General features: G+C 57.6%; 30 protein-coding genes and 1 riboswitch. Of the genes, 8 read left to right on the top strand and 22 right to left on the bottom strand.

Annotated features, from left to right (window positions below):
• Positions 1-4: 4 nt before the first annotated feature.
• The 7 genes from ABJO75_RS27035 to ABJO75_RS27065 all read right to left on the bottom strand — a co-directional run bounded on the left by ABJO75_RS27035 (position 5) and on the right by ABJO75_RS27065 (position 6,694).
• Positions 5-451, bottom strand: coding sequence for a cytochrome c (locus ABJO75_RS27035; RefSeq protein WP_348127865.1), 447 nt, complete (start codon positions 449-451; stop codon positions 5-7).
• On the bottom strand, positions 448-975 hold the full coding sequence (locus ABJO75_RS27040) for a methylamine dehydrogenase light chain (RefSeq protein ID WP_348127868.1): 528 nt from the start codon (positions 973-975) through the stop codon (positions 448-450). The genes ABJO75_RS27035 and ABJO75_RS27040 overlap by 4 nt, the downstream gene beginning before the upstream one ends.
• Positions 976-1,005: 30 nt before the next feature.
• The gene (locus ABJO75_RS27045; protein ID WP_348127870.1) at positions 1,006-1,596 is read right to left on the bottom strand and encodes a redoxin domain-containing protein; all 591 of its coding nucleotides are present in this window, start codon (positions 1,594-1,596) and stop codon (positions 1,006-1,008) included.
• Position 1,597: 1 nt separating this feature from the next.
• Positions 1,598-2,146 carry a MauE/DoxX family redox-associated membrane protein gene (locus ABJO75_RS27050; protein ID WP_348127873.1) on the bottom strand — a complete coding sequence of 183 codons (549 nt, stop codon included), beginning with the start codon at positions 2,144-2,146 and terminating at the stop codon, positions 1,598-1,600.
• Positions 2,130-3,266, bottom strand: coding sequence for an amine dehydrogenase large subunit (locus tag ABJO75_RS27055; protein WP_348127876.1), 1,137 nt, complete (start codon positions 3,264-3,266; stop codon positions 2,130-2,132). Before ABJO75_RS27055 ends, ABJO75_RS27050 begins: the two co-directional genes overlap by 17 nt.
• A gap of 552 nt (positions 3,267-3,818) precedes the next feature.
• Positions 3,819-5,528 carry an AMP-binding protein gene (locus tag ABJO75_RS27060; protein ID WP_348127879.1) on the bottom strand — a complete coding sequence of 570 codons (1,710 nt, stop codon included), beginning with the start codon at positions 5,526-5,528 and terminating at the stop codon, positions 3,819-3,821.
• Positions 5,529-5,758: 230 nt separating this feature from the next.
• Positions 5,759-6,694, bottom strand: a complete 936-nt coding sequence (locus tag ABJO75_RS27065; protein WP_348127882.1) for a helix-turn-helix domain-containing protein — start codon at positions 6,692-6,694, stop codon at positions 5,759-5,761.
• 302 nt (positions 6,695-6,996) lie between these two features.
• On the opposite strand from ABJO75_RS27065, the gene ABJO75_RS27070 reads away from it, so the two are divergent.
• Positions 6,997-7,332 carry a hypothetical protein gene (locus ABJO75_RS27070; protein ID WP_348127885.1) on the top strand — a complete coding sequence of 112 codons (336 nt, stop codon included), beginning with the start codon at positions 6,997-6,999 and terminating at the stop codon, positions 7,330-7,332.
• A gap of 109 nt (positions 7,333-7,441) precedes the next feature.
• On the opposite strand, the gene ABJO75_RS27075 is transcribed toward ABJO75_RS27070, so the two are convergent.
• The 4 genes from ABJO75_RS27075 to ABJO75_RS27090 all read right to left on the bottom strand — a co-directional run bounded on the left by ABJO75_RS27075 (position 7,442) and on the right by ABJO75_RS27090 (position 12,252).
• The gene (locus tag ABJO75_RS27075) at positions 7,442-7,657 is read right to left on the bottom strand and encodes a hypothetical protein (RefSeq protein ID WP_348127888.1); all 216 of its coding nucleotides are present in this window, start codon (positions 7,655-7,657) and stop codon (positions 7,442-7,444) included.
• A gap of 238 nt (positions 7,658-7,895) precedes the next feature.
• Positions 7,896-8,993 carry an AI-2E family transporter gene (locus ABJO75_RS27080; RefSeq protein ID WP_348127891.1) on the bottom strand — a complete coding sequence of 366 codons (1,098 nt, stop codon included), beginning with the start codon at positions 8,991-8,993 and terminating at the stop codon, positions 7,896-7,898.
• Positions 8,994-9,029: 36 nt separating this feature from the next.
• Complete coding sequence (locus ABJO75_RS27085; protein ID WP_348127894.1) at positions 9,030-11,717, bottom strand: AsmA family protein; 2,688 nt, start codon at positions 11,715-11,717, stop codon at positions 9,030-9,032.
• Between the two features lie 298 nt (positions 11,718-12,015).
• Complete coding sequence (locus tag ABJO75_RS27090) at positions 12,016-12,252, bottom strand: hypothetical protein (RefSeq protein ID WP_348127897.1); 237 nt, start codon at positions 12,250-12,252, stop codon at positions 12,016-12,018.
• 565 nt (positions 12,253-12,817) lie between these two features.
• Here ABJO75_RS27090 and ABJO75_RS27095 point away from each other — a divergent pair.
• The 5 genes from ABJO75_RS27095 (at position 12,818) to ABJO75_RS27115 (ending at position 15,058) form a co-directional block, all read left to right on the top strand.
• Positions 12,818-13,057 carry a hypothetical protein gene (locus tag ABJO75_RS27095; protein WP_348127900.1) on the top strand — a complete coding sequence of 80 codons (240 nt, stop codon included), beginning with the start codon at positions 12,818-12,820 and terminating at the stop codon, positions 13,055-13,057.
• Positions 13,054-13,410, top strand: coding sequence for a hypothetical protein (locus ABJO75_RS27100; RefSeq protein WP_348127903.1), 357 nt, complete (start codon positions 13,054-13,056; stop codon positions 13,408-13,410). The genes ABJO75_RS27095 and ABJO75_RS27100 overlap by 4 nt, the downstream gene beginning before the upstream one ends.
• Positions 13,411-13,415: 5 nt before the next feature.
• Positions 13,416-13,994, top strand: coding sequence for an ABC transporter permease subunit (locus tag ABJO75_RS27105; protein WP_348128163.1), 579 nt, complete (start codon positions 13,416-13,418; stop codon positions 13,992-13,994).
• 138 nt (positions 13,995-14,132) lie between these two features.
• A complete protein-coding gene (locus ABJO75_RS27110) occupies positions 14,133-14,375 on the top strand; it encodes a hypothetical protein (RefSeq protein WP_348127906.1) in 243 nt (80 codons plus the stop codon).
• Complete coding sequence (locus ABJO75_RS27115; RefSeq protein ID WP_348127909.1) at positions 14,372-15,058, top strand: D-lyxose/D-mannose family sugar isomerase; 687 nt, start codon at positions 14,372-14,374, stop codon at positions 15,056-15,058. The genes ABJO75_RS27110 and ABJO75_RS27115 overlap by 4 nt, the downstream gene beginning before the upstream one ends.
• 82 nt (positions 15,059-15,140) lie before the next feature.
• On the opposite strand, the gene ABJO75_RS27120 is transcribed toward ABJO75_RS27115, so the two are convergent.
• The 11 genes from ABJO75_RS27120 to thiD are packed head-to-tail and all read right to left on the bottom strand — an operon-like array spanning position 15,141 to position 23,242.
• Positions 15,141-15,803, bottom strand: coding sequence for a TenA family protein (locus ABJO75_RS27120; RefSeq protein WP_348127912.1), 663 nt, complete (start codon positions 15,801-15,803; stop codon positions 15,141-15,143).
• A gap of 11 nt (positions 15,804-15,814) precedes the next feature.
• Entirely contained in the window at positions 15,815-16,564 is a 750-nt protein-coding gene (locus tag ABJO75_RS27125) for an ABC transporter permease (protein WP_348127915.1), read from the bottom strand.
• Positions 16,555-17,286, bottom strand: a complete 732-nt coding sequence (locus ABJO75_RS27130; RefSeq protein WP_348127916.1) for an ABC transporter ATP-binding protein — start codon at positions 17,284-17,286, stop codon at positions 16,555-16,557. Before ABJO75_RS27130 ends, ABJO75_RS27125 begins: the two co-directional genes overlap by 10 nt.
• Positions 17,286-17,966, bottom strand: coding sequence for a thiaminase II (gene tenA / locus ABJO75_RS27135; RefSeq protein WP_348127919.1), 681 nt, complete (start codon positions 17,964-17,966; stop codon positions 17,286-17,288). The genes ABJO75_RS27130 and tenA overlap by 1 nt, the downstream gene beginning before the upstream one ends.
• The gene (locus ABJO75_RS27140; RefSeq protein WP_348127921.1) at positions 17,963-18,901 is read right to left on the bottom strand and encodes an ABC transporter substrate-binding protein; all 939 of its coding nucleotides are present in this window, start codon (positions 18,899-18,901) and stop codon (positions 17,963-17,965) included. The genes tenA and ABJO75_RS27140 overlap by 4 nt, the downstream gene beginning before the upstream one ends.
• Positions 18,898-19,893 (bottom strand): HesA/MoeB/ThiF family protein, encoded by a 996-nt coding sequence (locus ABJO75_RS27145; protein ID WP_348127924.1) that lies wholly within the window; start codon positions 19,891-19,893, stop codon positions 18,898-18,900. The genes ABJO75_RS27140 and ABJO75_RS27145 overlap by 4 nt, the downstream gene beginning before the upstream one ends.
• The gene (locus ABJO75_RS27150) at positions 19,890-20,486 is read right to left on the bottom strand and encodes a thiamine phosphate synthase (protein ID WP_348127927.1); all 597 of its coding nucleotides are present in this window, start codon (positions 20,484-20,486) and stop codon (positions 19,890-19,892) included. The genes ABJO75_RS27145 and ABJO75_RS27150 overlap by 4 nt, the downstream gene beginning before the upstream one ends.
• A complete protein-coding gene (locus tag ABJO75_RS27155; protein WP_348127930.1) occupies positions 20,483-21,256 on the bottom strand; it encodes a thiazole synthase in 774 nt (257 codons plus the stop codon). Before ABJO75_RS27155 ends, ABJO75_RS27150 begins: the two co-directional genes overlap by 4 nt.
• A 3-nt stretch (positions 21,257-21,259) precedes the next feature.
• Positions 21,260-21,457 (bottom strand): sulfur carrier protein ThiS, encoded by a 198-nt coding sequence (gene thiS / locus ABJO75_RS27160; protein ID WP_348127932.1) that lies wholly within the window; start codon positions 21,455-21,457, stop codon positions 21,260-21,262.
• A complete protein-coding gene (locus ABJO75_RS27165) occupies positions 21,441-22,436 on the bottom strand; it encodes an FAD-dependent oxidoreductase (RefSeq protein WP_348127934.1) in 996 nt (331 codons plus the stop codon). The genes thiS and ABJO75_RS27165 overlap by 17 nt, the downstream gene beginning before the upstream one ends.
• Positions 22,433-23,242: a bifunctional hydroxymethylpyrimidine kinase/phosphomethylpyrimidine kinase gene (gene thiD, locus ABJO75_RS27170; protein ID WP_348127936.1), complete on the bottom strand. Its 810-nt coding sequence runs from the start codon at positions 23,240-23,242 to the stop codon at positions 22,433-22,435. Before thiD ends, ABJO75_RS27165 begins: the two co-directional genes overlap by 4 nt.
• A 55-nt stretch (positions 23,243-23,297) precedes the next feature.
• A riboswitch (TPP riboswitch) is annotated at positions 23,298-23,397 on the bottom strand.
• Positions 23,398-23,652: 255 nt separating this feature from the next.
• Here thiD and ABJO75_RS27175 point away from each other — a divergent pair.
• Positions 23,653-24,102 carry a YtoQ family protein gene (locus ABJO75_RS27175; protein ID WP_348127939.1) on the top strand — a complete coding sequence of 150 codons (450 nt, stop codon included), beginning with the start codon at positions 23,653-23,655 and terminating at the stop codon, positions 24,100-24,102.
• A 165-nt stretch (positions 24,103-24,267) separates the two neighbouring features.
• Complete coding sequence (gene mscL / locus ABJO75_RS27180) at positions 24,268-24,693, top strand: large conductance mechanosensitive channel protein MscL (protein ID WP_348127942.1); 426 nt, start codon at positions 24,268-24,270, stop codon at positions 24,691-24,693.
• Positions 24,694-24,698 lie beyond the last annotated feature (5 nt).

Below are 24,698 nucleotides of genomic sequence, written 5' to 3' on the forward strand. Positions count from 1 at the left end.
CGCCTCATTCGGTCTCGGGGCGCATCGCCTTGAGATCCGCATTGGTCAAGGCACCGCTGCGCACCACCGCGATGTCTTCGGCAGTGACGCCCTGATCCAGCTCACCCAGATTGGCCAGCACCCACGTGGCGATGGTGGCAAGGTCCTCATCCGAAACTGCCGACACCGGGATCATCGGCATCCCGGCAAACCGCTCGCCGCGCACCGTAATCGGCATATTGAAACCCTTGGTCATGACCGTGCTGATATAGGTTGGCGCATCATCGCCCAGCGCCTGCCAGAACTCGGGGCGGTTCAGCGCCGGGGCAAGCCCGGGTGTGCCTGTACCGCCCGCGTTGTGGCATATGGCACAATTGTCCGCGAACAGTTCCGCGCCATCAGCAAGGGCTTGCTGTGCAGAGCCAAAACTGCACAGCAGGGCGGCAACACCAAGAAAGCCGCATCGCTTCATTCCGCGGTTCCCACGACCACCGAAACGGTACAATGATACCCCTTGTCGGCATTGGCCGTGCACCAGTTCACATCGTTGTAAAGGCTCATGCGATAACCGGGACGCTCGCCCTTGTTGTTGTTGCAGAAGGTTGCCGTGGGAATGAACGGCTTGCCGCAGCAATCATTATAGCTGATCAGATATTCTTTGCCGTCGTCCGGGTTGTTGCAGGTCCCGACCCAGGACACGGCCGACACCGAGGATCCCGGCGGGCAGGTGGTCAGCGAACCGCCAGATTGGTCGCAAAGAAAGCCATCAATGGCGCAGTGCCGCCAATAGCTGCACGGGTCTTCGGCGCCACCGGCTTCTGTCGCATGGGCGCGACGGTCAAAGGGAAGTACCGGTGCCAGAACAGTGGCACCAAAAAGCGCAGAACCGGTCCGGGCCAGAAAGGACCGGCGACCGTGCTGGCGCGCGGACGAGCGGACATTGGACTCGACGCTTTTGTCGAGACGTTCGAGAAGTTTGTCGATGATACGGGTCATGGGCGGTTTCCTTCTTGATGGAGCGAAGAGTTACGAAGTCATGCCGGCAACGGCGGCTTGATAAGAGGGTATTCCGGTCTCGGATGCTGTGAACAGGCTTTCGAGTTGTTCCCGGCTGTTCACAAGACCCTTGGCGTCGACCTTTCCGTCCTTGTCGATGAGCACGGCAAAGGGAAGTTTGGAGACCCGGAAACTCATTCCGAGTTCTGATGAAAGGACATAGGGAAATCCCTGCAGTCCTTCGGCATCGATGAGCCGACGATGCAATGTTTCCCGACCATCCGAGGCAAGAATGACATCCAGCCAAGCGGCTTCGTCGGACTGGATTGACTTCAACGATGGGACCAGCGCCTTGCAGATCGGGCAGCTTGTCGAAAGGAAGAAAACAAGTTGCGCGCGACCGTTCTGTGCGGCCAGCGTCAGACCCTCGCCGTTCAGGTTTGGCAATGCCATTTGAGGAACTTTGTCCCCAAGGGCCGGGCCGCTGTCCGAAATCATCGCCCCGACCGGAGAGACCCGTTCAAACAGGATCCCCACCTGACGGGCCAATGCAAAGATGACACCGATCTGAACGATCACGATGATCCAAAGCAGGACGTTGGAAAAGATAATCAGGTTCATATCAACTTTCTCCCGCGCGAATATTTGGCAGGTGCGAGGCGAGTTTTTCAACAACCGCATAGATGGCGGCAAAGACCAGTGCCGCTGCGATTGCGGCGGCGGCATCAACTGGCCCGATAGCTTGGGCGGGCAAGACCGCCACGATCACCGCCAAACCGGCCAGCACAGCGTTGCGCGTCAGGGTATAGCCTGAAACGATTTGCGGAACGCCACCACAGCCGCAGTCGATCTGGCTCCGGCCTTGCATCAACGCAATCGCCATAATCAGACCATAGCCAGTGAACAGAATGGCGGCAGCCACTCCGCCCAGCATCCGCACACCCGGTATCAACAGGGCCAGAACTGTGCCGATTTCGATCACGGTCAGCCCCCTGACGATGGGTGCGGCCCAGTGATCCGGCACCAGCCCGTAACCCTGCGCAAAGCCAACGGTTTCAAGATACCGTTCCACTTTGTGCCAAGCAGCCCGCGTGATCACGATCACCAGAAAGGTGGTGATCGTTACCGATGCAAGTGGGGCAAGCGCTTCCATTTCAATAGTCAGTGGCAAGGATGGTCGCAAAGAAGACAACGCCTTCGCGTTCCGCTGCCTGAGTCAGGCTCACGGTATCGCCAAGCGTCACCTCATAGCGATGCATCCCACCAAGGTGATCGACACCAAATACCGTAGGAACCTCACCACCGCTGACGGTAATGTTGCCCTCGCCATGGGCCTCGGATCGTCCGGTGACGGTCCCGCTCTCCATGTTGATCGCCCAGATTTCTTCGGCCGGAAGCTTGTGCGAGCCGTCAAACGGGTTCGAGTGCATGGTGATGAACAAGGTCTGCGACGGTTCGTGATAGCCCATCAGGTTATATCCCGAAGGCGCCCATCCCTCCTCGGCAAATTCGATCGTGTTAGTCAGTGTAGGAACATCGCCGCTGTCATCAACGACCAAGAGTGCGCCCGCGTAAGAGACATAAACCAGATTGCCGCCGACACGGACCGCGTTGCCGAATACCGGGTTTGCGTCAGGATCAAAAATCTTGTCGGATCTCGCCGGATCGCCAAAGCCTCCGTCCGCCGAATAGGTGTATTTGACGACGGTACCGTCGCCGCACAGGGTCGAGAAAGCGCTGCTGTCAAGCGCTGGGTAGGCCGTCCAACAACCAGGGGTTGGAATTTCAACAACCTCTTTGTTTTCGGTCAGGCTGACGATGCTGACCGACGTTGCCGGGGTCGCGTTCTGAACCACAAGATAGTCCCCGTCTGCCGAGAGGTTGAGAGCTCCTTTCTGGCTCAGGGTCTGCGCCAGCTTGTTGGAAACGATGATCTCGCGTTTACCTGTCAGCGCCTGGGAATCCCACTCGCCAATCACGGCCTCGACGTCGCCATAGGTATAGCGGGTCATGAACACCGAGGACGTATAGATGCTGGACTTGTCCGGGCTCATCAGCATCTGGCTGAAATTGCCGGCACCTATATTGCCCTCCAGCGACAGATCATCGGCATTCAGAACCATGATCGAACTGGGACCGGATATCCCCATATCCATGACATATACATGTTCGCCTTCCGAGATCCGCTCTTCAACGATGAGCGTTTCCGGTTGAAGATCCACTTCCTGAGCGACGGCCTGACCACCGAGAACGGACAGGAGCGAGAGGGCGGTTATAGCATTGTTTTTCATAAGCAACCTGCTGGTATGTTGTGAATGGAATTTTGGCTCATTCGAGATGCCCGCCATGCGGCGCGTGTGGGATAGCCGACCGGTGACACCCACCGGATCGGCAGGAGACGGCAGCAGCACGAGGCAAAGGGCATCCATGTCTTTCGACGTGCCGCACACGCATGCACCAAGGTGCCACTGTCGCAATGGACTGCGCGTTAAGCACCTTTGGTTTGGGCATTGGCGACTTCACGTTTGGGACGACCTCATCAAACTCATTGCCGAGCTTCCCCATCTCAGAACTTTGGCGACAGCTTTCCTGACGACACCATATCGACAAGGTCCAGTCTTGGCCTGATGCGCCAAAAGCCGTGGCGATTGCGCCAAAATTATCCTTTAGTTTCAATGAGACTTTCCCCTATTCAGAAAACTCAGGCGAGTCTGGCAGTTGTCATTCCCCCAATTATGCTACGAAGCGAGTATCAACCGATCAATACATTTATTGGGGGTGGCTGGTTTCGTACGCCTGAAAACAGCCACTAAATCCATCCCGACAGCAGGGATGCCGCAAAATCAACCAGCCTCTTTCGCGAGCAATTCTTGCATCTGTTCGGACATGACAAATTTTTGCGGTTTTCCGGTGATGGTCATGGGCAGTTCCTCGACCATCCGGATGTGTTTGGGCACCTTGTAATGGGCAATCTGTCCCTTGCAAAACTCCTGCACGTCTTTGTCGACCAACCCGCTGCCAGGCCGCTCGATGATCCAGGCACAGACCACTTCGCCGAGTTTTTCATCCGGTACTCCAAAGACCTGAGCCTCGCTGACGTTTGGGTGGCGGATCAGGAATTCCTCGATCTCGCGGGGAAAAATATTCTCTCCCCCCCGAATGATCATGTCTTTGACCCGCCCGACAATCGAGCAGAAACCCAATTCGTCAAACACGCCGAGATCGCCGGTATGCATCCAGCCGCCCACGATGCTCTTGTCGGTGGCAACGTCGTCACCCCAATATCCCGTCATCACGGAATAGCCCTTGGTACAGATTTCGCCCCGCTCGCCGACCGGCACAATCTCTCCGGCGTCGTCGATCAACTTCACCTCCAGATGCGGATGGACACGCCCGACGGTTTCACAGCGTTTGTCGACCGGATCATTGGTAAAGCTCTGGAACGATACTGGTGAGGTTTCGGTCATACCGTAACAGATGGTGACCTCTGACATGTTCATTTCACTGCCGACCCGATTCATCACCTCGATCGGGCATGGGGCGCCGGCCATGATGCCGGTCCGCAAACAGGACAGATCACGCGGGTGGGTGTTGAGTTCTTGCAGCATCGCGACGAACATCGTCGGCACACCATAGAGGGCGGTGGCGCGTTCATCACTAATTGCGTCCAATGTTTGCACCGGATCGAACGCTTCCCCGGGAAACACGATCCTGGCCCCTTTGCTGATCGCGCCAAGCACGCCCATGACCATCCCAAAACAGTGATACAACGGCACGGGGATCACCAGCGTGTCGGCATCGGTCATGTCAATACGATCGGTGACATAGCGTGCGTTGTTGACGATGTTGAAGTGCGACAGGGTTGCCCCCTTAGGCAGCCCCGTGGTGCCTGAGGTGAATTGAATGTTGATCGGATCCTGTGGCGTCAACGTCGCATCGATTGCATCAAGCTGCCCGAGCTCATCCGGCCCACCCAGGTCCACAAGTGCATCAAATGATAGAATGCCGGGACCGGGATCAGCGCTCATCACGATCACGTGGCGTAGATCCGGTAATTTCGCGGCGTTCAGATCGCCGGTTGTGCCCGATTCAAGCTCTGGCACGAGCGCACGGATCATTTCGACATAGTCCGAGCTTTTGAAAACCGGAGCCGCGATCAATGCCTTGCAGCCGACCTTGTTGAGTGCGTGTTCCAATTCGGAGAGGCGGTAAGCCGGGTTGATATTCACCAGAATTGCGCCCATCCGCGCGGTGGCAAACTGTGTCAGGACCCATTCGAAACGGTTTGGTGACCAAATTCCAACCCGGTCGCCTTTTTGCACCCCAAGCGCAAGCAGGCCCGCGGCGCAGGCGTCGATTTTCTGATCGAATTCGCGGTAAGTCAGGCGAATCCCGGCTTCGGAAAACACCAGCGCCTCGCGGTCGCCATGTTCGGCGAGCGTTTCGCGGAACAACTGCGGGATGGTGACGTCTTTGAGTGCCGGAAGAAGCGCCCCTATGACATGCGACCTTCCCCCCTCCGGGGCCGTTCGGTCAAGCTCTGCGGTATTCAAGCGACTTCTCCTCCTGATTTGGTCGGGTTAGGGCGATTACGGGCCCCTCCGGACGGCTGCTCCGACGACCCCTCGATGACACTGGCAATACCTGACCATGCGAGAGCATGGTCAATCCATCATCCATCTGGGGCAGAACCGGTCCTCCAACGCAGCGAGCGGCATACAATCATAATAATGGCGGCGTTTCTTGGATTAATGCGCCACGAAGCCTGCGGCCCGCGCCAAAATTAGTGTTGTGTTTCAAAAGCCCCGACGGACGCAGCCATCTGCGAACAAAATTCGCGCGGCGAAATCCCCTGGTGTTTGCGAAACAGCCGGTTGAAATGTGACAGGTCGTTAAAGCCGGACTGAAACGCAATCTCGGATATCGGTGTCCGGGTTCCGAGCCTCACATTCCGCTCGAGTCGGGACTTGACGAACATCAGGCGCCGTTGCTGCACTTGCCGGGTAAAGCTTGTCCCGTTGTCGCTGAAATCTCGCTGCAACTGCCGGCGTGAACGGCCGACGTGCCGGGCCAGACAATCAATGGTAAAGCCTGAATCCATCAGCTTGCGATCAATCGTGTCCTGCACGTACCGGAACAAGTCGTCGCGGTTCCGGAACCGCGATGCTTCGACAGTGCCGGCTTCTGACCCGAAAATCATCCGGACGAAATCAAACAGGTAGTCCGCCGAAAAATCCATCTCCGGGCGGGATTCATCCGAGAACAGGACTTTCTTCAGGCTTCCGTGCAGGGCATGGGCCGCACCGATCTTGCGACCCGCTGCCGGAAAGAAATTCCGGTCATCCAGAAACAGTCCGCGCGGAAGATGCACGGAAGCGAAGCTGGCATGCTGGCCGCTAAACCCCAGCGTTGCGGTCTTGGTGGAATCAAGCAGCAGGCACTCGCCAGGCCTCAGGACCTCGTCGCGCTGGTTGTGCGAGACCGCGGTTTCACCGGTCTTTTGATACAGCAAAAACATATACTCTTGATCATCCCTGCGAATGCCTAGACGCGAACGTTGAATGTGTTCGATGGTACAGTCGATCTCAGCAATATCGACACCCAGACGGGGCCGCTTTGCAAAGTTGCCGATGCGCTTTCTCGATCCACGCTTGGGCTCTGTGTGGAACCGGCCGCAATTCGACAGAATTGCCTCATCAAACTCGTCTAGACACATCATTGACGTTGCTCCTTCCGATCGCAGAAACAAAGTCGCTGTCTGACTGACGTCAGTCGAACTTCATCCCTGCCTCCCTCGCTCCGCCCGACATAATTGTGGTCGAGCTGGAAGTGACTTCACCGTGTGTTGGCATTGCCGCCATCACATTCGCATATTGCCATGCAGTCAAGAGGGGTCGGTTTTAGCGGTCAGGAATACGTCCTAGGCACCCACATACAGTGACTTGGCAGTCATTTACCACAACACTTGCTATTGTTCTCTTTTTGTTCTAATATGTTTCAAAACAAGTGGAGGTCCCATTCATGCGAACGGCTTCAATAGACCCGACAGAAAACGCACTGCGCAGTAATGATTATCACGTGCTTCCGGCGACCGAGAAACAAATCCGGTTTGCGCAAAGTCTTGCGTCACGCACCAAAGAGGAATTGCCGTCAGAACTCGCTGCGGACCGGAGGCGGCTGTCTCGCTGGATCGAAGCGCAGTGCCGCAAACCCGACCAATCGCCCTTCTCCAGCTATCCGTCGTCCAAACAGGTTGCATTTGCCGAGCGGATCGCCCGCATAAAACGCCGCGACGTGCCACGAGAGTGCTTTCGCGACAAGATGCTGATGTCCAAATGGATCGACAGCAACCGCTAGGCCACATACGATTCTTTCAACCAACCCGGTACGGCGTCACATTGGCAAGCACCGTTGGGCCGACAGGCAAGGCGGCGAGCGTTACGCCCACGCGCCCTGCATATTTTTTTCAGCGAGACCCGGCTGCCTGCTGAGAGGTACCGGAAATCACGCCGCGGGCATGTCCGATATCGGCCAGTTCTGGTTCCGACATCGCGCCGGTTCCTTGATTGGCCGGAACTGGATCGCGCTGGCTTTTGAGCTGGCCAAAGGCCGAGCGGATGAACATGCCGATAACGCCAAAACGGCGTTCGTCGACAGATGGGGCAAGTGTAGCGTAAGACATATAAGCCTCTGAATTTTGAATGATGATGTCGGGTGGAGGCGGAGCAATGCCAAACCTCTCCGTCACGAGGCATTTGGGTGTCTTTCCCGGAACAAGCAAGCGAAACTGCCAAGTGTTTTCGCAATGCCGTCTTGCGCCTAATGCATGGCCCAAAGTCGTCCCGCTCGCAAAGGAACGGGTTACAGTTCACCGCATTGCGCCACCCAAGCAGGGCGCCGGACCGGGAAACATATCGCCCTCAACTCGTATTCGAAGGTGAACCGTCACGCTCCTGTGACCCTGCTGAATTACCGGTCTCGTGCTCGACCTCGTCAAACAGCCGCCAAACCGACAGGAACAGCGATGCAATGACCGGGCCGAGAACCAGCCCGGTCAAGCCGAACATGGCCAGCCCACCCAAGGTTGTCACCAGAACCATGTACCCCGGAACGCTGCTCGCGCGGCCGACCACGATGGGGCGAACGAGATTGTCAGACATGCTGATCACGCCCGCACCAAAGGCCAACAGTATCAGCCCACCTTGCAGGTTTCCGTTCAATATCATCATGACACCCGCCGGCCCCCAGATGAATCCTGCACCAAACGGGGGCACCACCGAGAACAGGCCCATCAAGGCCCCCCAGAACACCGGGCTCGGAACATCCAGTATCCAGAATATTGTGCCGCCCAGCATCGCCTGCACGATTCCAACCGACACCATTCCCTTGATGGTCGCCACCGCCATATCCGAGAAGGCGCCAAAGAACCGTTGCTTGCTGTGTTCAGATGCGGGAAAGCTGTTGTAAAATGAACGATAGATTTGGTCGCCGTTCTGAAGCAAGGCGAACAGCACGTAGAGCGCCAGAAAGACGTTAAACAGATAGGCAGACGCGCTTTGTCCAATGACAGCGATATTCGAAACCGCAAACTGCCCCGCCGACACAAACCCCTGCCCGACCATCGATTTGACAACATCTATATCGAGCCCCAGTTTTGGCAGCGCATTCGCCACCCTTGGAAACTGTGCGGGCAATTTTTCAAGGACCTCAGCAGGCTTGAACGCGCCCGATTGAATCTGAGACACGACTGCGGCGGCACCATCCGCAATAAGACCCGCAACAAGAAATGCCGGGAGCAGGATGAAAATCACGATCAATACAATAATCAGACCCGAGGTGACCGCAGTTCGTCCCGGCACCCGATCAACGAGCCTTTGCCGCAGCGGCCAGAACAGGATCGCCAGAACGATGGCCCAGAAAATCGCCGCCCAGAATGGCGAAAGAACCAGCAGCATTCCGACGGTTGCCAACACAACCACGCTGCTCCCGAATATGGTACGGCGATTTGGGTCGTACATCGGCTTTCCCTGTTCCAACTAGCGCCGTTTTTGACGTTATTTCAGTTGCAGTATGTCCGGCACACAGATTTTCCGACGCGCTGGCATCGTCGATGCACCATCCGCGCGATGCTCGCGGTTATGGCCATCTTTCACCTTGACCTTGGGATCCTTGATCGACCCCTTGATCGTGAACGGCCAGGGGCTGCGTGATAGCGGTTTGCCAATCCTTCGGGGCTGGCCTGATATGTCCAGTGTATCGTTTCTCATGTTCACATCCCCCTGTACAACCAGTTGCACCTTGGGCGTTTCGACAACGCCGTTCTTGAGCGTGAAACGACCGTTGGTCACATTCAGCGGCGCTCTGAGACAAACAATCACCGCGTTCTTCTTCCGACCCTTTTCAAACAACCAAGGGACAACACCCAACCCGGCCAGATCCAGCAATTGGCTATCGACACTGCCATTGCGCATGGAGACCGTTCCGTACCCCGACAAGCTTCGCAAATATCGGCGAACAGAGGCATGCTCGCCAGAGACTTCGAAACTGGCATCGAGAATGCCGCTCGCGTGTTTCTTGAACTTCAACAGCTTGAGAACATGCCCAAAATCCCAGCCTCCCGTCGATCCCTTAAGGCTCAGCACATCAGGGTTCTTGGCCATGTCCATCGCGGCACTGACATCAAAATGACCTCCGCCGTATTCAAACTTTACCGGTCCAAGTTTTGCTTTTTGGTCGACGACAACCAGCTCGCTGTGAATGCTGCCCTCGCCCTTAGGCATCTCGATCTTCTCGAGGTCGATCTTGATGTCCACGTCCACGCCTGACAACAGAATGGCCTGACCGATGGGCTGCAACGTGACATCTCGTAATGGGCCCTCCTCGGCGTCATCAGTCCCCGGCGCTTTCGCTGCGTCCTTTTGTGAGCCCGGTTGTGGTTTAGCGGTTGTTTCGTCCAGCTTGCTCAGTTCGATGGATGCTTTGACGATGTCGCGCAAATGACCGATCCGTATCAGATCGCTTTTGATACTGCCCTTTACGGTGGGATGCTCGGCTTGGGCCTGCAATGTCAGGTCTGCGAGCAGATCTGAGTCGTCAACGGTAACCTTTGCGGACGACTTCCAGTCGGTGTCATGGCTGCTCAACTTGAGCTCCAGCCCGGCGGCAATATCGTCTTCACCCGGCTCAAGGTCCAGCGCTTTCAGGAACGCCGAGACCGAGGCGATCTTTGCGTTTATGTCCAGCGTCACGTCGTCGAACCTGAGGATGTTCGCGGCCGACCCCGTTGTGTTCAGAGACCATAGGTCGGTGTCTTTCAGCGCCAGTTGCAGCGCGGACAGTTTCAATGTCTTGGTATCACCCAGCAATTCAAACGAGCCCGCGATCCGGCCAAGTGCCGCGTCCCCTTGCAGCCGTTCCGGCGCAATCAGATTGCCGCCGGGTGAATCCAATGTGCCGGTGAAATCAAGCTCGCTTAACGCGAGCAGATCGCCAATCACCCCTTCCAGCAATACGAATGGGCTGGCTGGCGGCCCGATACGCAACTCGGCCTTGCCGATTTTCAACTTTCCGTCACTGGTGCGCGAGATATCTGACACGGAAATCGGCGGCGGCCCGACCCCACCTGTGTCCAGAACAAACCCGTTGGTCGTGATCACCATCGATCGCAGCGGTTGCTGTCCGGGGCGGCTGGTCAGGTCCATATCTATCCCGACCAGCTTGAGATCACGTCGCGAATGCGTCGCTGGCGGTTCGTCGCCCTCGGCATATAATCTCAACTTTGTCTTGACCGTGGCATCCTTAGGCTTGGTCAGATCGGCAATATCGGCGTTGACCGTGAGGCTTTCGCCAGTGGTCAGTTCAAATTCCATATCGCCTTTGGCCGAACCACCGGCGGGTGTCCTTTGCGCAGAAGCGGTAACTTTTCCGGTGCCGTTCACAGTTCCGGCAAGCTTGAAGATTGCCAGCAGTTGGTTGAGATCAGATACTGTTGCGGTCAGATCAGCGTCATAACCAGTGTCTATTCCGTCCGAGCCGGGCGTGGCTTTCAGGTCGACATCAACATCGCTGAAACTCGCGGAAATCGAAAACGGCTGCGTTTCAGAAAAGCTCCCGCTTAACGTCACATCCTGGCCGTTTAGGGCACCCTTTCCCTGAACAGCGACACTCGCCTCAGCGCTGTCTTTCGACTTGCCCAGCCCAAAGGTTTCGAGCTGCAGAGCCAGGTCCAGCCCGTTGTCGGCATCCCGATAGGTGACACTGGAATCGGCAAAGTTGATCTGATGACTGCCGAGAAAGGTCATGGCCTTGTGACCAACTGATGCAGCCTTGGTTCCGGCGCTGCTCTTTGAAACGGGCGATGGGCTCTTGCCACCTTGCTGGGAGCCCAACGTGACATCCGCACCGCTGACCGAAATGTCGTGCAACACCACGCGACCTCGCAACAACGCGCGGAGCGGCACGTCAAACGCCACTTTCTGAACAGTTGCAAGATGTGTGTCTGGCGTCGACGGGCGGGCCACCACCAATTCTTCGGCGGTGATGTTCAGGGTCTCGCCCGGCTCCACCCAGACGCCACCGTCAATCTGGACAGAGTTGCCAAGCTTTTTCGCCAACACTGTTTCAACAAGATGCCCACGAACACCAGCCAGCAACGAGGATGACAGGACAAACCAGCCGACCAACGCCGCCAGCAGCATGAACCCCAAACAGGCGACCACGATCCACTTGATCCAATGCAGCATAGCCCACTCCCGTTAACGACGATTGATCTGCCAAGGCCAAAGCCAGATTGGCCAAATCGTCTGACCGATGGACTTTCGGTAAATTGACTTGATTGAACGCCTTAGATCAAGCGCTCAGTTGTCGCCACTCTAGATTGTATTCACTTCTTGTCGACAAAGCTTAATCGACCACGGCAGTGTCATCGCAGATCCGCGCGGGTTTGGGTTTCCTATTCCCAGCTAACTTCATTGCAGTCGATCAGCATGCTAGCGCGATCAGTCTTTCGCAACGACTGCTGTGGGATTGACCCCGGTGGTCTCACGTATCACCAGTTCGGCCGAAATCTCCGAAACCGATCACCGAAAGATCGCGTCCGGAGACAAGCACCGCCTTCTGGAGTCCCAGACAGGCCCCAAGAGCCACCATATCACCGTTGCAGGCCACCGCAGTGACCTGCGGATGGTCTGCACGCAATGCAATCAGCGCTTCCATCCCGGCCAGCTTAGTGTCGTATGAGGGCCAGATGGTTTGTCGCGATATCAGTGGCGACTGCATTCCGGATGCCAACATGATCAAAGCAATCACACGCAGGTCGAAGGAAAGTCACGGTAGGGATCACGTGCGCCTGCAACAGATCAAACGTCTCTTCGGTTGTGTCCATCGCGCACACCCAAAGCAAACCGCCGCGCCCATTGCGAATGAAGGCCTCAAGTTGCGTGCCTTGTCGTGTCGATCCAGCTGGCGCTTTCGCTGTTGATGGCAACCATGGTTTCCAAGATGGAAAAGGGTCGCGGCCTGATCTTGTATGTCTGGACCATTTCCTTGGGCACCTCCGATCTCGCTGCTGGTCTCATCTGCCTCGCGATTTTCGAACAGTCGGACTTTCTCAATTCGATGTTGGATGCGGTTGGCGCTATCGACAAACCGGTCAACTTTCTGACCTTTCATAACCCCGGCCCTGTCTTCTTGGCGATTGCACTGGCTGAAATCTGGCGTGCGACCGCGATCATGCTGGTCATCCTCGTGGCAGGCATCGGCCTGATCCACAAGAAATACTATGAGTCGGCCGAAGTCTTTAGCGCATCGCCTTGGAAACGCTTTCTGCGGAATCACCTTGCCCATGCTGAGACCCAGCTTGCAAACGGCGCTGGTCTTGCGGGTCATCATGGAGTTCGAGGTCTTTGCCGTGGTGGCGGCCCTTGGCGGCACGCTCTTCCCGGTACTGATGGGAGAGACCTATGCCTACCAGTTCGATCTGCTCAATAACGGTGCTGCTGCCGTGATGGCGCTGATCGTTCTAGCGATCTCGATTGCTGCAACCCCTGTCATTCTGCGCGTCCCGAAAGGAGCAACGATATGACCGCTGCTGCCACTGATGTCCCCGCCGCCAAGGATACCCTCGGCGCCGGACGGTTCGTCTATACTGCGGGCATCATCCTGCTCTGCGGCTGGGTGCGAGCGCCGAACTACTTCCTGGCGATCAACACACTGTCGTCTCCGGAAACCGTGAACAGCTTTCTCAAGCCCTTCTCCCCCGAGTTCGACCTCGGCTCGCTGACTCTCTTTACGGGCTTTGCGGGGATGCTCTTGGCGTTGAAAAACTCCATTCTGGTGGCCAGCATGACGATGATCGTGTCGATCCCGATCGGCGCGCCTGCGGGCATGCCCTCTCGCGCTTCGACTTTCGCGGCAAAGAGGTATTCCGCCTGCTGATCCTGCTGACACGGGCCTTTCCACTGCCGCTTTTGGCGCTGCCTCTGGCGGTCATGTTCATCCAGACCGGCCTTGACTATGCCCTGTTTGGTCTGGCCCTCATGCACACCACGCTGGCCATTCCCTTCGCAGTGCTGATCACATTTTCGCTGTTCTCGGGGATACCTGTCGAGCTGGAAGAGGTCGCGTGGACGCTCGGCTGTACGCGGGTCACTGCCTTTACCAAAGTGGTGTTGCCACTGATCCTCCCCGGCATCACCGAGCCTCCTGTAGCAGGGTTTGCCATACGTCGCATCCATGACCGCGCTCTGGAAAAGACTCTGGCAGCCGCTCAGGCCAAGGCGCTTTTGCCGAGGATACATGCCTGGCACCAATGGTTTTACCGCGCCCGCGATCCACAAGGCACTGGTCTGGTGTCCCTGCTGCACCCTTGGGAACCGGGTCGCGACAACTCGGCAGACTGGGACGATGCATTCAGTCGCGTCCCCACCGAGGGTGTTGGTGCATTCACCCGCCGCGATACCACCCACGCCAACCCGGCGCACCGGCCCACGGACAGCAGTACAAGCGCTATATCTGGCTAGTGAAAAAATTTCGCAACCTGAACTGGGACAATACCAAGTTACATGATGCTTCGCCGTTTCAGGTCGTCGATCCCGGATTCAACGCCATCCTGATCCGTTCTTGCGAGGATGTGGCCGACCTCGCCAGAGTTCGAGGGCTTGCGCTATTGGCGCGGGCCGGTTTGGCTGATTGTCAGCTACATGGCCGCCGACGGTCTGGAACACGCAAGCGTACCCGACATGATCGACCGTATCATGGGCGATTGTCTGCCGCTGATTGAAATCATCGGCTCTGGCGAGTACCACGATCCGATCACCGCCGAACCCTGCGGCGGCGCCCACTTTACCTGGACCGCTGCCATGGTCATCGAAATCCTCCACACCTACGAGTTTGCTGCATGAAACGCTCCCGTATCAACGACATCATCGCAGAGTCCGACGCAATGATCCGGCACTATGGCTTTACGCTGCCGCCGTTTGCCAACTGGACGCCAGACCAATTTATGGCCCGCAAGGACGACGCGCGCCACGTCATCGACGCCCGCTGTGGGTGGGACATCACCGACTACGGTGACGGCCGCTTTGACGAGATGGGGCTGTTTCTCTTCACCCTGCGCAACGGTCTTCTGGCTGATCTGCAACGCGGCGGCGGCATGTGCTATGCCGAAAAGTTGCTGATTTCGCAGCAGGATCAGCTCAGCCCAATGCATACCCATGTGATCAAGGCCGAGGACATCATCAACCGCGGTGGCGCCACTCTGGTGGTCGAACTGTTCGGATCCGACGATCAGGGCAACTTTGCCGAAGACAAGGGTGGTACCGTTTGGCTTGACGGTATCCGCCGCGAATTCGCGGCTGGCGAGAAACTCCGCCTCGCCCCGGGCGAAAGCGTGACCTTGCGCCCCGGCGACTGGCATGCCTTTTGGGGCGAAGGTGGCAGCGTGCTGATTGGCGAGGTGTCGACTGTCAACGACGACGAGACCGACAACATCTTTCTCGAACCTATCGGCCGGTTCGCCGATATTGAGGAAGACGTGGCCCCCACCCATCTGCTGGTAAGCGATTACCGCACTTGGCTGGCCTGAACCGCACCCAACATCCTCACGGATCCGGATGACTTGCCCGGCGGGCCTTCACCGCCGGGTTTGCCGCACAACCTGGAAATCCCTAGCACTCTTTGTGGCCAACACCGTAGGCCGCATCAAAGAAGGCGCGTTCATAGCTCACCGCCCTTTGAAACATTGCGGTGGCGTCCGCTTGTTGCTGATCGCTCAACTCGACCCAAATGCTGTCGAGCTGCTCCCGCAAATACGCAACGACAGATTCAAAACCCATGCCGGTATGCAGATCAATCCATTCTGCAAACCAGAATGGCAGAGCGGCATCATAGGAGGTGTAGCGGTCTGCCCATGTCAAATAGCTCCACTCGGCGACGACGAGAACCGCCAGCATCTGCTCATAACGGCCAGAGTTCCGCGCTTCGGTCATAAGATTCTGAAACGCAAATGTCGCAGGGGCAGCCGGTGCATTCCGATCGTGCTCCGACACCTCCAACGCACTTAGGCTGCGCAGGAAATAGGTGTTCTCGGTGCTGGTCACGAGCGCCAGGAACTGGGCAGCAGGCACGCCATCCGCCAAGGTCGGTGCGTGGGCGATGGCAGTTGCCAGCAAACGCACGAATTGGTCGACGAATTTATAGTCCTGAACCAGATACCACCGCATTTTGTCGAGCGGCAGCGATCCATCCGCCAGCTCTTTGCAAAACGGATGATCCGTCGCGGCATCCCAGTCGCTTTGTACGGATTGACGGAGAGTATCAGTGGCGCGCATGAGTGTGCTTTCTATTTGAGGGAATTGCCCCGCGCATAGCGGGTGAGTTGGGTGGCCAGAACGCCGACCGCGAGGTGGAGGATGACGGTCAGGCTGGCAAGTACGATCAGGCTGGCGAACATCAGGTCGATCTTTGCCCGCCCGTTCGCCAGAAGCATCAGGTACCCAAGCCCCTTGGACGCCCCGACCCACTCCCCGATCACCGCGCCAATCGGGGCATAGACCGCCGCGAGGCGAAGGCCCGTTCCGAGGCTGGGCAGGGCATTGGGGATTTGGACGTAGCGAAGAAAATTCCACTTTCCGGCCCGCATGGAAATTGAAAGATCACGCAAGCCGCTGTCGATCCGGATCAGGCCGTCATGGAACGCGGATGTGACCGGAAAATAGATGATCAGCACCGCCATGACGATTTTCGACCCCATGCCATAGCCGAACCACAGGGTGAGCAACGGGGCCAATGCAAAGACCGGGACCGCTTGGGTGAAGACTAGGATTGGCAGCATCAATCGCTCGGCCGTCTTGGAATAGGCGAGCTGGATTGCCGTTGCGACGCCGAGAAGGGTGCCGATGACAAGCCCCAGAAGCACTTCGGTCGCAGTAACCCAGGCATTCTCAGCAATGATCACGCGGCTGTTGTATGCCGCCTGCGCCACCCGCCAAGGCGAGGGGAGGATAAAGTGGGGGGCATCCGTGATGACCACCAGCGCCTGCCACAGACCCAGCCCGATCAACAGCGCCAAAAGGATATCCCTTATGCGCATGCTTTCTGTCCTCGCAAATAGTTAAGGAGCTGCGCCTGACAGGCCAGGGTCCGAGGCTCGTTTATCTCGCGCAGCGCAGGTGTTTCGGGAACCGGCCAGTTTTCGGCCCCATTCGTGGACATCACCGTAATCTGATCCGCAAGCCGCGCGGCCTCTGCGGGGTCGTGCGTGACCAACAATACCGTGCGGCCTTTCAACAGTTCAGCCGCAAGTTCCTGCATGTCTGCCCGCGTGCCTGCATCGAGTGCAGAGAACGGCTCATCAAGAAAGGCAATCGGGCGGTCTTCAAACAGAGTCCGCGCAAGGGCGGCCCGCTGGCGCATTCCGCCTGAAAGTGTACTGGGCTTTTGACACGCATGTTTGGAAAGGCCAACGCGCTCAAGCAGGCGGCTGGCCGTTGCCGTATCAGGCGCTTCGCCGCGCAGACGTGCGCCGATGCTGACATTTTCAAGAACCGACAACCACGGCAGCAGCAGATCAGATTGCGCCATATAGCTGATTCGCCCATCCAGCGGCGCACGATCCGTCGCTTCGAACGTGCCGGTAAACTCTCCGCCGGTTTCCAGCCCCAGTATCAGGCGCAGGATCGTCGATTTGCCGACGCCCGATTTTCCCAGCAGACAGGTCCACTTGCCTGCCGGGATCTGTAGGTTCACGTCAAACAGAACCTCACCGTCAATGCGATGTTGTCCTTGCAACACGATCCCCGGCGAGGCGCGCATCAGACGTTCATACCCATTTGCCAGAAACTGATCTCAAGTTGCGTTGTCCGGGTAAAGCGGTCTTGCAGCTGGAGCGCGCGCGGAGAACTGGACAGATCGCCGATCCGTCGGGCAACTGCCGAGTCGATCATTTCGCCCACTGTAGAGCAGACCGATTGATATTCGGGGTCCGCGTAGGTCGCGATCCATTCTGCATAAGGGGTGTCGGCGGCCTTTTCCGCCGCCAGCCGCACGCCGATTTCGCCATAGCCCATGACGCACGGTGCCAAGGCCGCCATCATATCCAGAAAATCGCCCTGCAGTCCGGCGTCCATGACATAGCGTGTATAGGCGAGGTTCTCGGCAGCCTCGGTTGCGTTGTACAGCGCGGCTTCGTCGATGCCTTCTCGCGCGCAGGTCTTGACGTGCAGCCCCATCTCTTGATTGACGAGCGCATCGACCATGCCTGCACAGACCTTCATTTCCGCGAGCGTTTCGGCCTTGACCAGTGCCAAGGACCACGCCCGCGAAAAATGAACCAGAAAGACATAATCCTGAATCAAGTAATGCAGGAATGAGGCACGGGGGAGTGATCCATCCCGCAGCCCTTCGACGAACGCGTGGTTCATATAGTTATGCCACGGCTCCGCCGCACCCGCGCGCCAAAGACCAAAGGTTTTGCCGTAATCAGGAGCCATCAATTTGCCGTCACATCGATTGCGATTGTCGATACAGGGTTCGGAAACGGGATCAAGCCCGCTTCGTTCAGAAAACTTTCGAACGTGGCATAGCGACCGGCATCCAGCGCAGCAGGGCGCAGCGCGAACCGTGGCAGGGTATCAACCCAGGCTTTGGCGTTCAACTCATCCTGAAGCTCTGCAGAAGTGCCGGAAAAGACGGTCCAGCTGTCTTCGGGATGGTTTACAATGAACTGTGTCGCCTTTTCGGTCGCGGCCAGAAAACGGGCGATCATGTCCTTGTCCATCGTTTCGGTATTGGCGACATAGATCAGCTCGTCATAAGCGGGCAGACCTTCCTCTTCGACAAAAAAGCAGTTGCCCTCGATGCCTTCGATTTCCATCTGGTTCAGCTCAAAGTTCCGGTAGGCACCAATGACCGCATCGACCTGGCCTGACATCAACGAGGGTGACAACGACCAGTTCACGTTGACCAGTTCGACATCATCCAGCGACAGGCCATGGTGGCGCAGGATGGAACCAAGAACCGCCTCTTCGACACCACCGACCGAAAAACCGACCTTTTTGCCGGCCAGATCCGCAGGGGATTGGATCGGTCCATCAGCCAAGGCCAACAGGCAGTTCAGCGGCGTAGCGACCAATGTTCCGACCCGTTGCAACGGCAGACCTTCGTGGATCTGCATGTGGAGTTGTGGCTGATAGGAAACTGCCAATTCCGCTTGACCTGCCGCAACCAATTTGGGCGGATCAGACGGATCCGCAGGCGCGACGATTTCAACCTCGAGGTTCTGCTCGGCGAAATACCCCTTTTCCTGCGCGACAATGATCGGCCCGTGGTCCGGATTAATGAACCAATCCAACAAAACCGTCATTTCATCCGCAGCCATTAATGGCGTGGTTGCGAGAGAGATGGCTACGGTCAGTGACGCAAGTCTCATGTGGTTTGTCCTTTATGTGATGGCGTATCGCCGATTGCGACGAGCGAAATGTCCCCGTCCCAATAGGACCGGAGTGTTGAGGCCGCCTGCCAGGCACGCAGCCCGGATCGGCAAACAAATACGGCGCGCTGATCGTTGGCCGGAACAGGCATGTGGCCAGCGAATTGCGCCACGGTCAGGCGCTGCGCATGTGCGCAAACCGGATCTGGGGCTTCGATCGTGTCGCGCAATTCCACGACGAAATCAGGGGCGATGATGTCATTGGCGGCGATAAACTTCAGGTCCGCATGAGGCTCGGGCGCATTATCAAAGCGGAACCCGGACGTTCGAAAAGTTTGCATGTCAAAGCTGATCAATTGCCCCAATGACGATGGAGTTTGACCAATCAGACACCCCAAGGCCATTTGTGCCTGCGCCGCACCGATCATGCCCACGACCGGCCCCATGACGCCGGCGGTGGCGCAGGTGGCGGCGCGATCCGGGAGGTCAGGGAATACCGCGCGCAGCGATGGGGCCGTTCCGCAGAACCCGCCCACATATCCGGAGAAGCCGAGTACCGAGGCACTGATAAGCGGCACGCCCGCATCTTGGCAGGCATCGGACAAGATATAGCTGGTTGCAAAGCTGTCGGCGCAATCCAGCACCAGCGTGCTGTGCCCAACCAACGTGGCGGCATTTGCAGGTCCGAGCGGCGTTTCATCAACATTGATCACGCAGTCGCCGTTCAGGGCGCACAGTGTGTCTGCCGCTGCGTTGACCTTGGGCCTGTCAATGTCACGTTCGCGAAACAGGGTTTGCCGATGCAGGTTCGACAGCGCTACGACATCGCCATCCACCAACGTCAGCCGCCCTACACCTGCACCAACAAGATATTGCAGCACTGGCGCACCCAGCCCGCCGACACCAACAATCAGCACATGCGCAGCGCGGATCGCGGCCTGACCATCCTCGCCGACTTCGGGCTGACAGATTTGACGTGCGTATCTGCTCATCGCGTTGCCGCCAGCCATGCGCGTACACGGTCTTCGGGGCTGGCATTCAGGGTAACGTCGGTGACGGCAGCGACGATATCCGCCCCAGCCTCGTACGCGCCGGGCGCGCGGTCAATCGACATGCCGCCGATCGCGACCAGAGGTGTGTCTCCGATCAACCCGCGCCACGTCGTGAGCTTTTCAATGCCCTGTTCGTGCCACTTCATCTTTTTGAGGATCGTGGGATAAATCGGTCCCAAGGCAATATAGTCAGGCATCAGCGCCTGTGCCCGCGCCAGTTCTGCCTTGTCATGCGTACTGATCCCGAGACGCAGGCCCGCATCACGAATGGCGGTGATATCGGCATCATCAAGGTCTTCCTGACCGAGATGGATATAGTCACAGCCTTCCTCGATCGCGATCTGCCAGTAATCGTTGACGATCAACGTGCACCCATTGGCCCCGCAAACGGTTTTTGCGCGGCGAATGTGATCGCGGATGACATCGCTGGGCACGTCCTTGATGCGGAGTTGCACCAGCTTGATCCCAATCGGCACCAGCCTTTCAAGCCAGTCGGCGCTGTCAAAAATCGGATAAAAGCGATCAAGGCTCATTCCAGAAACGCCTTTCCGATCACAGGGGTCGAAGGGGCCGCCATGTCGCGTGGTTCCATCGGATCAGCAGCCTGCGCCAATTGACCGGACCTGATCGCCATTGCAAAGGCTTCTGCCATTGCAGCAGGATCACCCGCCTTGGCCACAGCCGTGTTCAGCAGGATTGCATCAAATCCCAGCTCTATCGCCGCCGCCGCCTGCGAGGGCAGGCCCAGACCGGCATCAATCACCAACGGGACGTCGGGAAAATGGGCCCGCATGGCGCGCAATCCGAAGATATTGTTCAGCCCCAATCCCGACCCGATTGGCGCACCCCACGGCATCAAGACCTCGCATCCCGCGTGCAACAACTTGTCGGCGACAACCAAGTCTTCGGTGGTGTAGGGGAACACCTGAAACCCGTCTTCCGACAGGATGCGCGCCGCTTCGACCAAACCAAACACATCCGGTTGAAGCGTATCTTCCTCGCCTATGACTTCGAGCTTGATCCATTTCGTGTCAAAGACTTCGCGCGCCATATGTGCGGTTGTCACCGCTTCTTTGACGCTGTGGCATCCGGCCGTGTTCGGCAGGACGTGAACGTTTAGATCGCGGATCAATTGCCAGAAACCCTGCCCTTGTCGATCCCGTCCGCTTTCGCGACGCAAAGATACGGTGGCCACGCTTGCGGCGCTGCGTTTGAACGCCTCGGCCAGGATTGCCGGCGACGGGTATTGCGCCGTTCCGAGCATGAAGCCATTTTCCAGCGTTGTGCCGTAAAAACTACGCATGCCTTATCCGCCCTGCATGGGGGCGAGGACTTCGATGCTGTCACCATCGTTCAGAACATGGCCTGCACGGAGAGGGGCAGGCACAAACATGCCGTTCACTGCGGTGGCGACCTTGGCCCCACCGAACCCTTCCGCCTCGAGCAGATCAGTCAGGGTGGCCCCCTGCATCTCTACCGGCGCGCCATTAAGCTGCAACTTCATCCATCACCTCCGGCGTTTTGTTGTCAAAGATCAATTCGGCCACCATCCGCGCCATGGCAGGGGCCAAAAGAAACCCGTGTCGAAACAGGCCGTTCGCACGGATCAGGTTTCCGTCTCGTCGAATGCGCGGCATGTTGTCGGGAAATGCCGGGCGGCTGTCGACGCCGATTTCGAGCACTTCGGCCTCGCCAAACGCAGGGTTCAGCGCATAGGCCGCGCTGAGCAACTCAAGCATCGCGCGAGCGGTTACGTATTTGCCTGCCTTGCCCTCGATCATCGTCGCACCGAGCATGAAAATGCCATCACCTCGCGGCACGATGTAAAGCGGCACACGCGGGTGCAGCATCCGGATCGGGCGATTCAACTCGATATCAGGGCAGGACAGGACGAGCATCTCGCCCTTGACGCCCCGCAGATCGGTCACCGCATCTTTTGCCTGAAACCCACGGCAATCGATCGTCAGACCCTGTTTCGCGCACTCATCTGGATCAGCGGTATCTTGGACAAAGGCGGCACCATCAGCGACAAGACCGGAACGCAACGTTGCAAGCGCCGCGCGCGGGGCCAGATGAGCCTCGGATTCAAAGAACAGCCCGCTTGCGAAACGATCTCCCAAATCCGGTTCAAGCGCAGCGATCTCAGCACCTTTGACCTCGCGATATCCCCCGGTTCGGCGTGCAAATCGCGCAAGATCGGCTTTGTCTCGGGTCGGAGACACAACAAGCGAACCGCAACGATGCACGGCACTCGTTTTTTCCGCCCACCAATCTGCAGCCTCGGAACCAAGCCGAACCACCGGCTCCTCGGCGCTTTCCCCTTCGCAGAACGGGGCAAGCATGCCACCTGCCCACCACGAACAGGCGTGTGGCCCAACGTCTGCGTGGCGATCAATCACGGTGACCTCTGCACCACGATCCAGCAAGGCCCGCGCCACGCAAAGACCGGCAACACCGGCCCCTATGACCGCAACCTTGGTCATGTCCATTGCCCGTGAAAATGATGGACCGGTCCGTGTCCGCTTCCGATATATAGATCATCCGCCGCCGCGATCGCGGATTGAAGATAGGTATGTGCGGTGGTGACGGCAGCGCTCAGGTCAAGCCCGCGCGCAAGCTGTGCTGCAATCGCGGCCGAATAGGTGCACCCTGTTCCGTGTGTATTGCGCGTTTCCACGCGGGGCGCCTCGCATGTTGCGATGACGCCCGTTGCATTGACCAGCACGTCGACACAGCTTGCACCAGATGCATGGCCGCCCTTCATTAGAACAGCCGCTGGCCCCATCGCGACAAGGCGCTGCCCCTGCGCCGCCATTTCATAGGGCGATTGCGCCTCGGGTTCGCCCAGCAACCGCGCAGCTTCTGGCAGGTTTGGCGTCAAGACAGCAGCTCGGGGTAGGATATGGCGGATCATCGCCTCTACAGCGGCGTCCTGCAAAAGCGTGTCGCCGGATTTGGCGATCATCACCGGGTCGACCACGACCGGACCCTCAAACGACGTCAGGTGTTCGGCGGTGATTTCGATGTTTGCCGCGGAAAAAAGCATCCCGATCTTAATGGCGTCGACGCTGAGATCAGACAGAACCGCGTCGATTTGTGCGGCGACGATCTCCGAAGGGACTTCATGCACGGCCGTCACAGACGTTGTGTCCTGCGCCGTCACTGCGGTTATGACGCTCGCCCCATAGACACCGTTCGCTGACATCGCCTTGAGGTCGGCCTGCACGCCCGCACCGCCACCGCTATCAGAACCTGCAATCGTCAGTGCAATCGGGGTCTTGGCAGTCACAGGCACGTCTCCAATGTTGCGGACGTACCAACGTGAGAATGAGCCTGTGCGTTCTTCGCACGATCTACCCGTTCCCTACGCCGGTATTGCCCGGATCAGGTTCGACGGGTCGGTGCCTGCACCTCTCAGCCCAAAGGGCCCCCCGACGGATGATTGTCTTGCCGCTTGCCCCAGCTGGGGCCGTAGCGACCTATGTCGCTGGCGTGAATAGGACAGCTTTACATAAACTGCAATGCTCAAGTTTCCTGAGCAGGTGCGGAAGGCGCGCGACTGAAGGGACCGATGGGAAAGCACAGCCAAGTCGTCAGCAAACCATATATCTGCCCTGACGCCTGTTCATCTGAATCGCGGATTGCCGCTGTTCCCTGCCTGCGTTAGGTCTGTGACAGATACAGCAGGAGGCCCCGACCATGACGTTGAAAGTATATCTTTCAGGAGAAATTCATACAGATTGGCGCGAGCAGATCGTCAAAGGCTCTGACGATCTGGACGTGACATTCGACAGCCCGGTCACCGATCACGGCGCCAGCGACGACTGCGGGGTTGCGATACTTGGGGCGGAGCCGAACAAATACTGGCACGACCACAAAGGTGCGATGGTGAATGCGATCCGCACCCGCAAGGGGTTGGAGGACGCCGACGTCGTGGTCGTCCGCTTTGGCGACAAATACAAACAGTGGAACGCGGCCTTTGATGCAGGCTATGCTGCGGCGTTGGGAAAATCGCTGATCGTTCTGAACCCGCCCGAACATCAGCATGCGCTGAAAGAAGTGCATGCAGCCGCGCTCGCTGTTGCCGAAGAGCCGGGCCAAGTTGTCGATGTTCTGCGCTATGTATTGACCGGCCAATTGCCCGGCTGAACCGCCTGAAGATCACTGACATTATATTTTGCTTTATCCTCGATTCGTGTTTCGGGGAGAAAAAGGCGTGCTTTCCCCGTGACGGCACGGGTTGTCACCGAGTATGAATCAAATTCATCGCAGACATGTGATTTCAATTTGATCTTCATTCTAGGGAAAATGATAGTGATCCAGGAATTCAAAGACTTTATCGCCAAGGGCAATGTCATGGACATGGCGGTTGGTATCATCATCGGTGCAGCGTTCACCGCAATCGTCGGCTCGCTGGTTGCCGACCTGATCAATCCGTTCATCAGCCTGTTCATGGGTGGTATCGATTTCGCCGGTCAATACATCCTGTTGGGCGAAGGCAGTTTTGCATCGATCACCGAAGCCGAAGAAGCCGGCGCTGCAGTATTTGCGTGGGGCCGCTTTGTAATGGCCGTGATCAACTTTCTTATCATCGCCTTTGTAGTATTCCTTTTGGTCAAGGCCGTGAACCGTGCCAAATCCATGTCCGAAAAGCCCGAAGAAGAGGCACCCGAAGAACCTGCGGGGCCAACCGAGATCGAATTGCTGGTCGAAATTCGCGACTCTCTCAAAAAGCAATAAAAATA

Origin of the sequence: Sedimentitalea sp. (genome assembly GCF_039973035.1) — a bacterium.
Classification (GTDB): Bacteria; Pseudomonadota; Alphaproteobacteria; order Rhodobacterales; family Rhodobacteraceae; genus Sedimentitalea.

Coding starts and splice junctions, on each gene's coding strand:
- ABJO75_RS27145 (WP_348127924.1), bottom strand. CDS start 19,893: ATGAGCAGATACGCACGTCAAATCTGTCAGCCCGAAGTCGGCGAGGAT.
- ABJO75_RS27070 (WP_348127885.1), top strand. CDS start 6,997: ATGCGAACGGCTTCAATAGACCCGACAGAAAACGCACTGCGCAGTAAT.
- ABJO75_RS27165 (WP_348127934.1), bottom strand. CDS start 22,436: ATGACCAAGGTTGCGGTCATAGGGGCCGGTGTTGCCGGTCTTTGCGTG.
- ABJO75_RS27120 (WP_348127912.1), bottom strand. CDS start 15,803: ATGCGCGCCACTGATACTCTCCGTCAATCCGTACAAAGCGACTGGGAT.
- ABJO75_RS27115 (WP_348127909.1), top strand. CDS start 14,372: ATGAAACGCTCCCGTATCAACGACATCATCGCAGAGTCCGACGCAATG.
- ABJO75_RS27055 (WP_348127876.1), bottom strand. CDS start 3,266: ATGAAAAACAATGCTATAACCGCCCTCTCGCTCCTGTCCGTTCTCGGT.
- ABJO75_RS27035 (WP_348127865.1), bottom strand. CDS start 451: ATGAAGCGATGCGGCTTTCTTGGTGTTGCCGCCCTGCTGTGCAGTTTT.
- thiS (WP_348127932.1), bottom strand. CDS start 21,457: ATGAAGTTGCAGCTTAATGGCGCGCCGGTAGAGATGCAGGGGGCCACC.
- ABJO75_RS27175 (WP_348127939.1), top strand. CDS start 23,653: ATGACGTTGAAAGTATATCTTTCAGGAGAAATTCATACAGATTGGCGC.
- ABJO75_RS27100 (WP_348127903.1), top strand. CDS start 13,054: ATGACCGCTGCTGCCACTGATGTCCCCGCCGCCAAGGATACCCTCGGC.
- ABJO75_RS27090 (WP_348127897.1), bottom strand. CDS start 12,252: ATGCAGTCGCCACTGATATCGCGACAAACCATCTGGCCCTCATACGAC.
- ABJO75_RS27140 (WP_348127921.1), bottom strand. CDS start 18,901: ATGAGACTTGCGTCACTGACCGTAGCCATCTCTCTCGCAACCACGCCA.
- ABJO75_RS27045 (WP_348127870.1), bottom strand. CDS start 1,596: ATGAACCTGATTATCTTTTCCAACGTCCTGCTTTGGATCATCGTGATC.
- ABJO75_RS27085 (WP_348127894.1), bottom strand. CDS start 11,717: ATGCTGCATTGGATCAAGTGGATCGTGGTCGCCTGTTTGGGGTTCATG.
- ABJO75_RS27065 (WP_348127882.1), bottom strand. CDS start 6,694: ATGATGTGTCTAGACGAGTTTGATGAGGCAATTCTGTCGAATTGCGGC.
- ABJO75_RS27150 (WP_348127927.1), bottom strand. CDS start 20,486: ATGAGCCTTGATCGCTTTTATCCGATTTTTGACAGCGCCGACTGGCTT.
- ABJO75_RS27080 (WP_348127891.1), bottom strand. CDS start 8,993: ATGTACGACCCAAATCGCCGTACCATATTCGGGAGCAGCGTGGTTGTG.
- ABJO75_RS27075 (WP_348127888.1), bottom strand. CDS start 7,657: ATGTCTTACGCTACACTTGCCCCATCTGTCGACGAACGCCGTTTTGGC.
- ABJO75_RS27155 (WP_348127930.1), bottom strand. CDS start 21,256: ATGCGTAGTTTTTACGGCACAACGCTGGAAAATGGCTTCATGCTCGGA.
- ABJO75_RS27095 (WP_348127900.1), top strand. CDS start 12,818: ATGCTGAGACCCAGCTTGCAAACGGCGCTGGTCTTGCGGGTCATCATG.
- ABJO75_RS27130 (WP_348127916.1), bottom strand. CDS start 17,286: ATGCGCGCCTCGCCGGGGATCGTGTTGCAAGGACAACATCGCATTGAC.
- ABJO75_RS27040 (WP_348127868.1), bottom strand. CDS start 975: ATGACCCGTATCATCGACAAACTTCTCGAACGTCTCGACAAAAGCGTC.
- ABJO75_RS27125 (WP_348127915.1), bottom strand. CDS start 16,564: ATGCGCATAAGGGATATCCTTTTGGCGCTGTTGATCGGGCTGGGTCTG.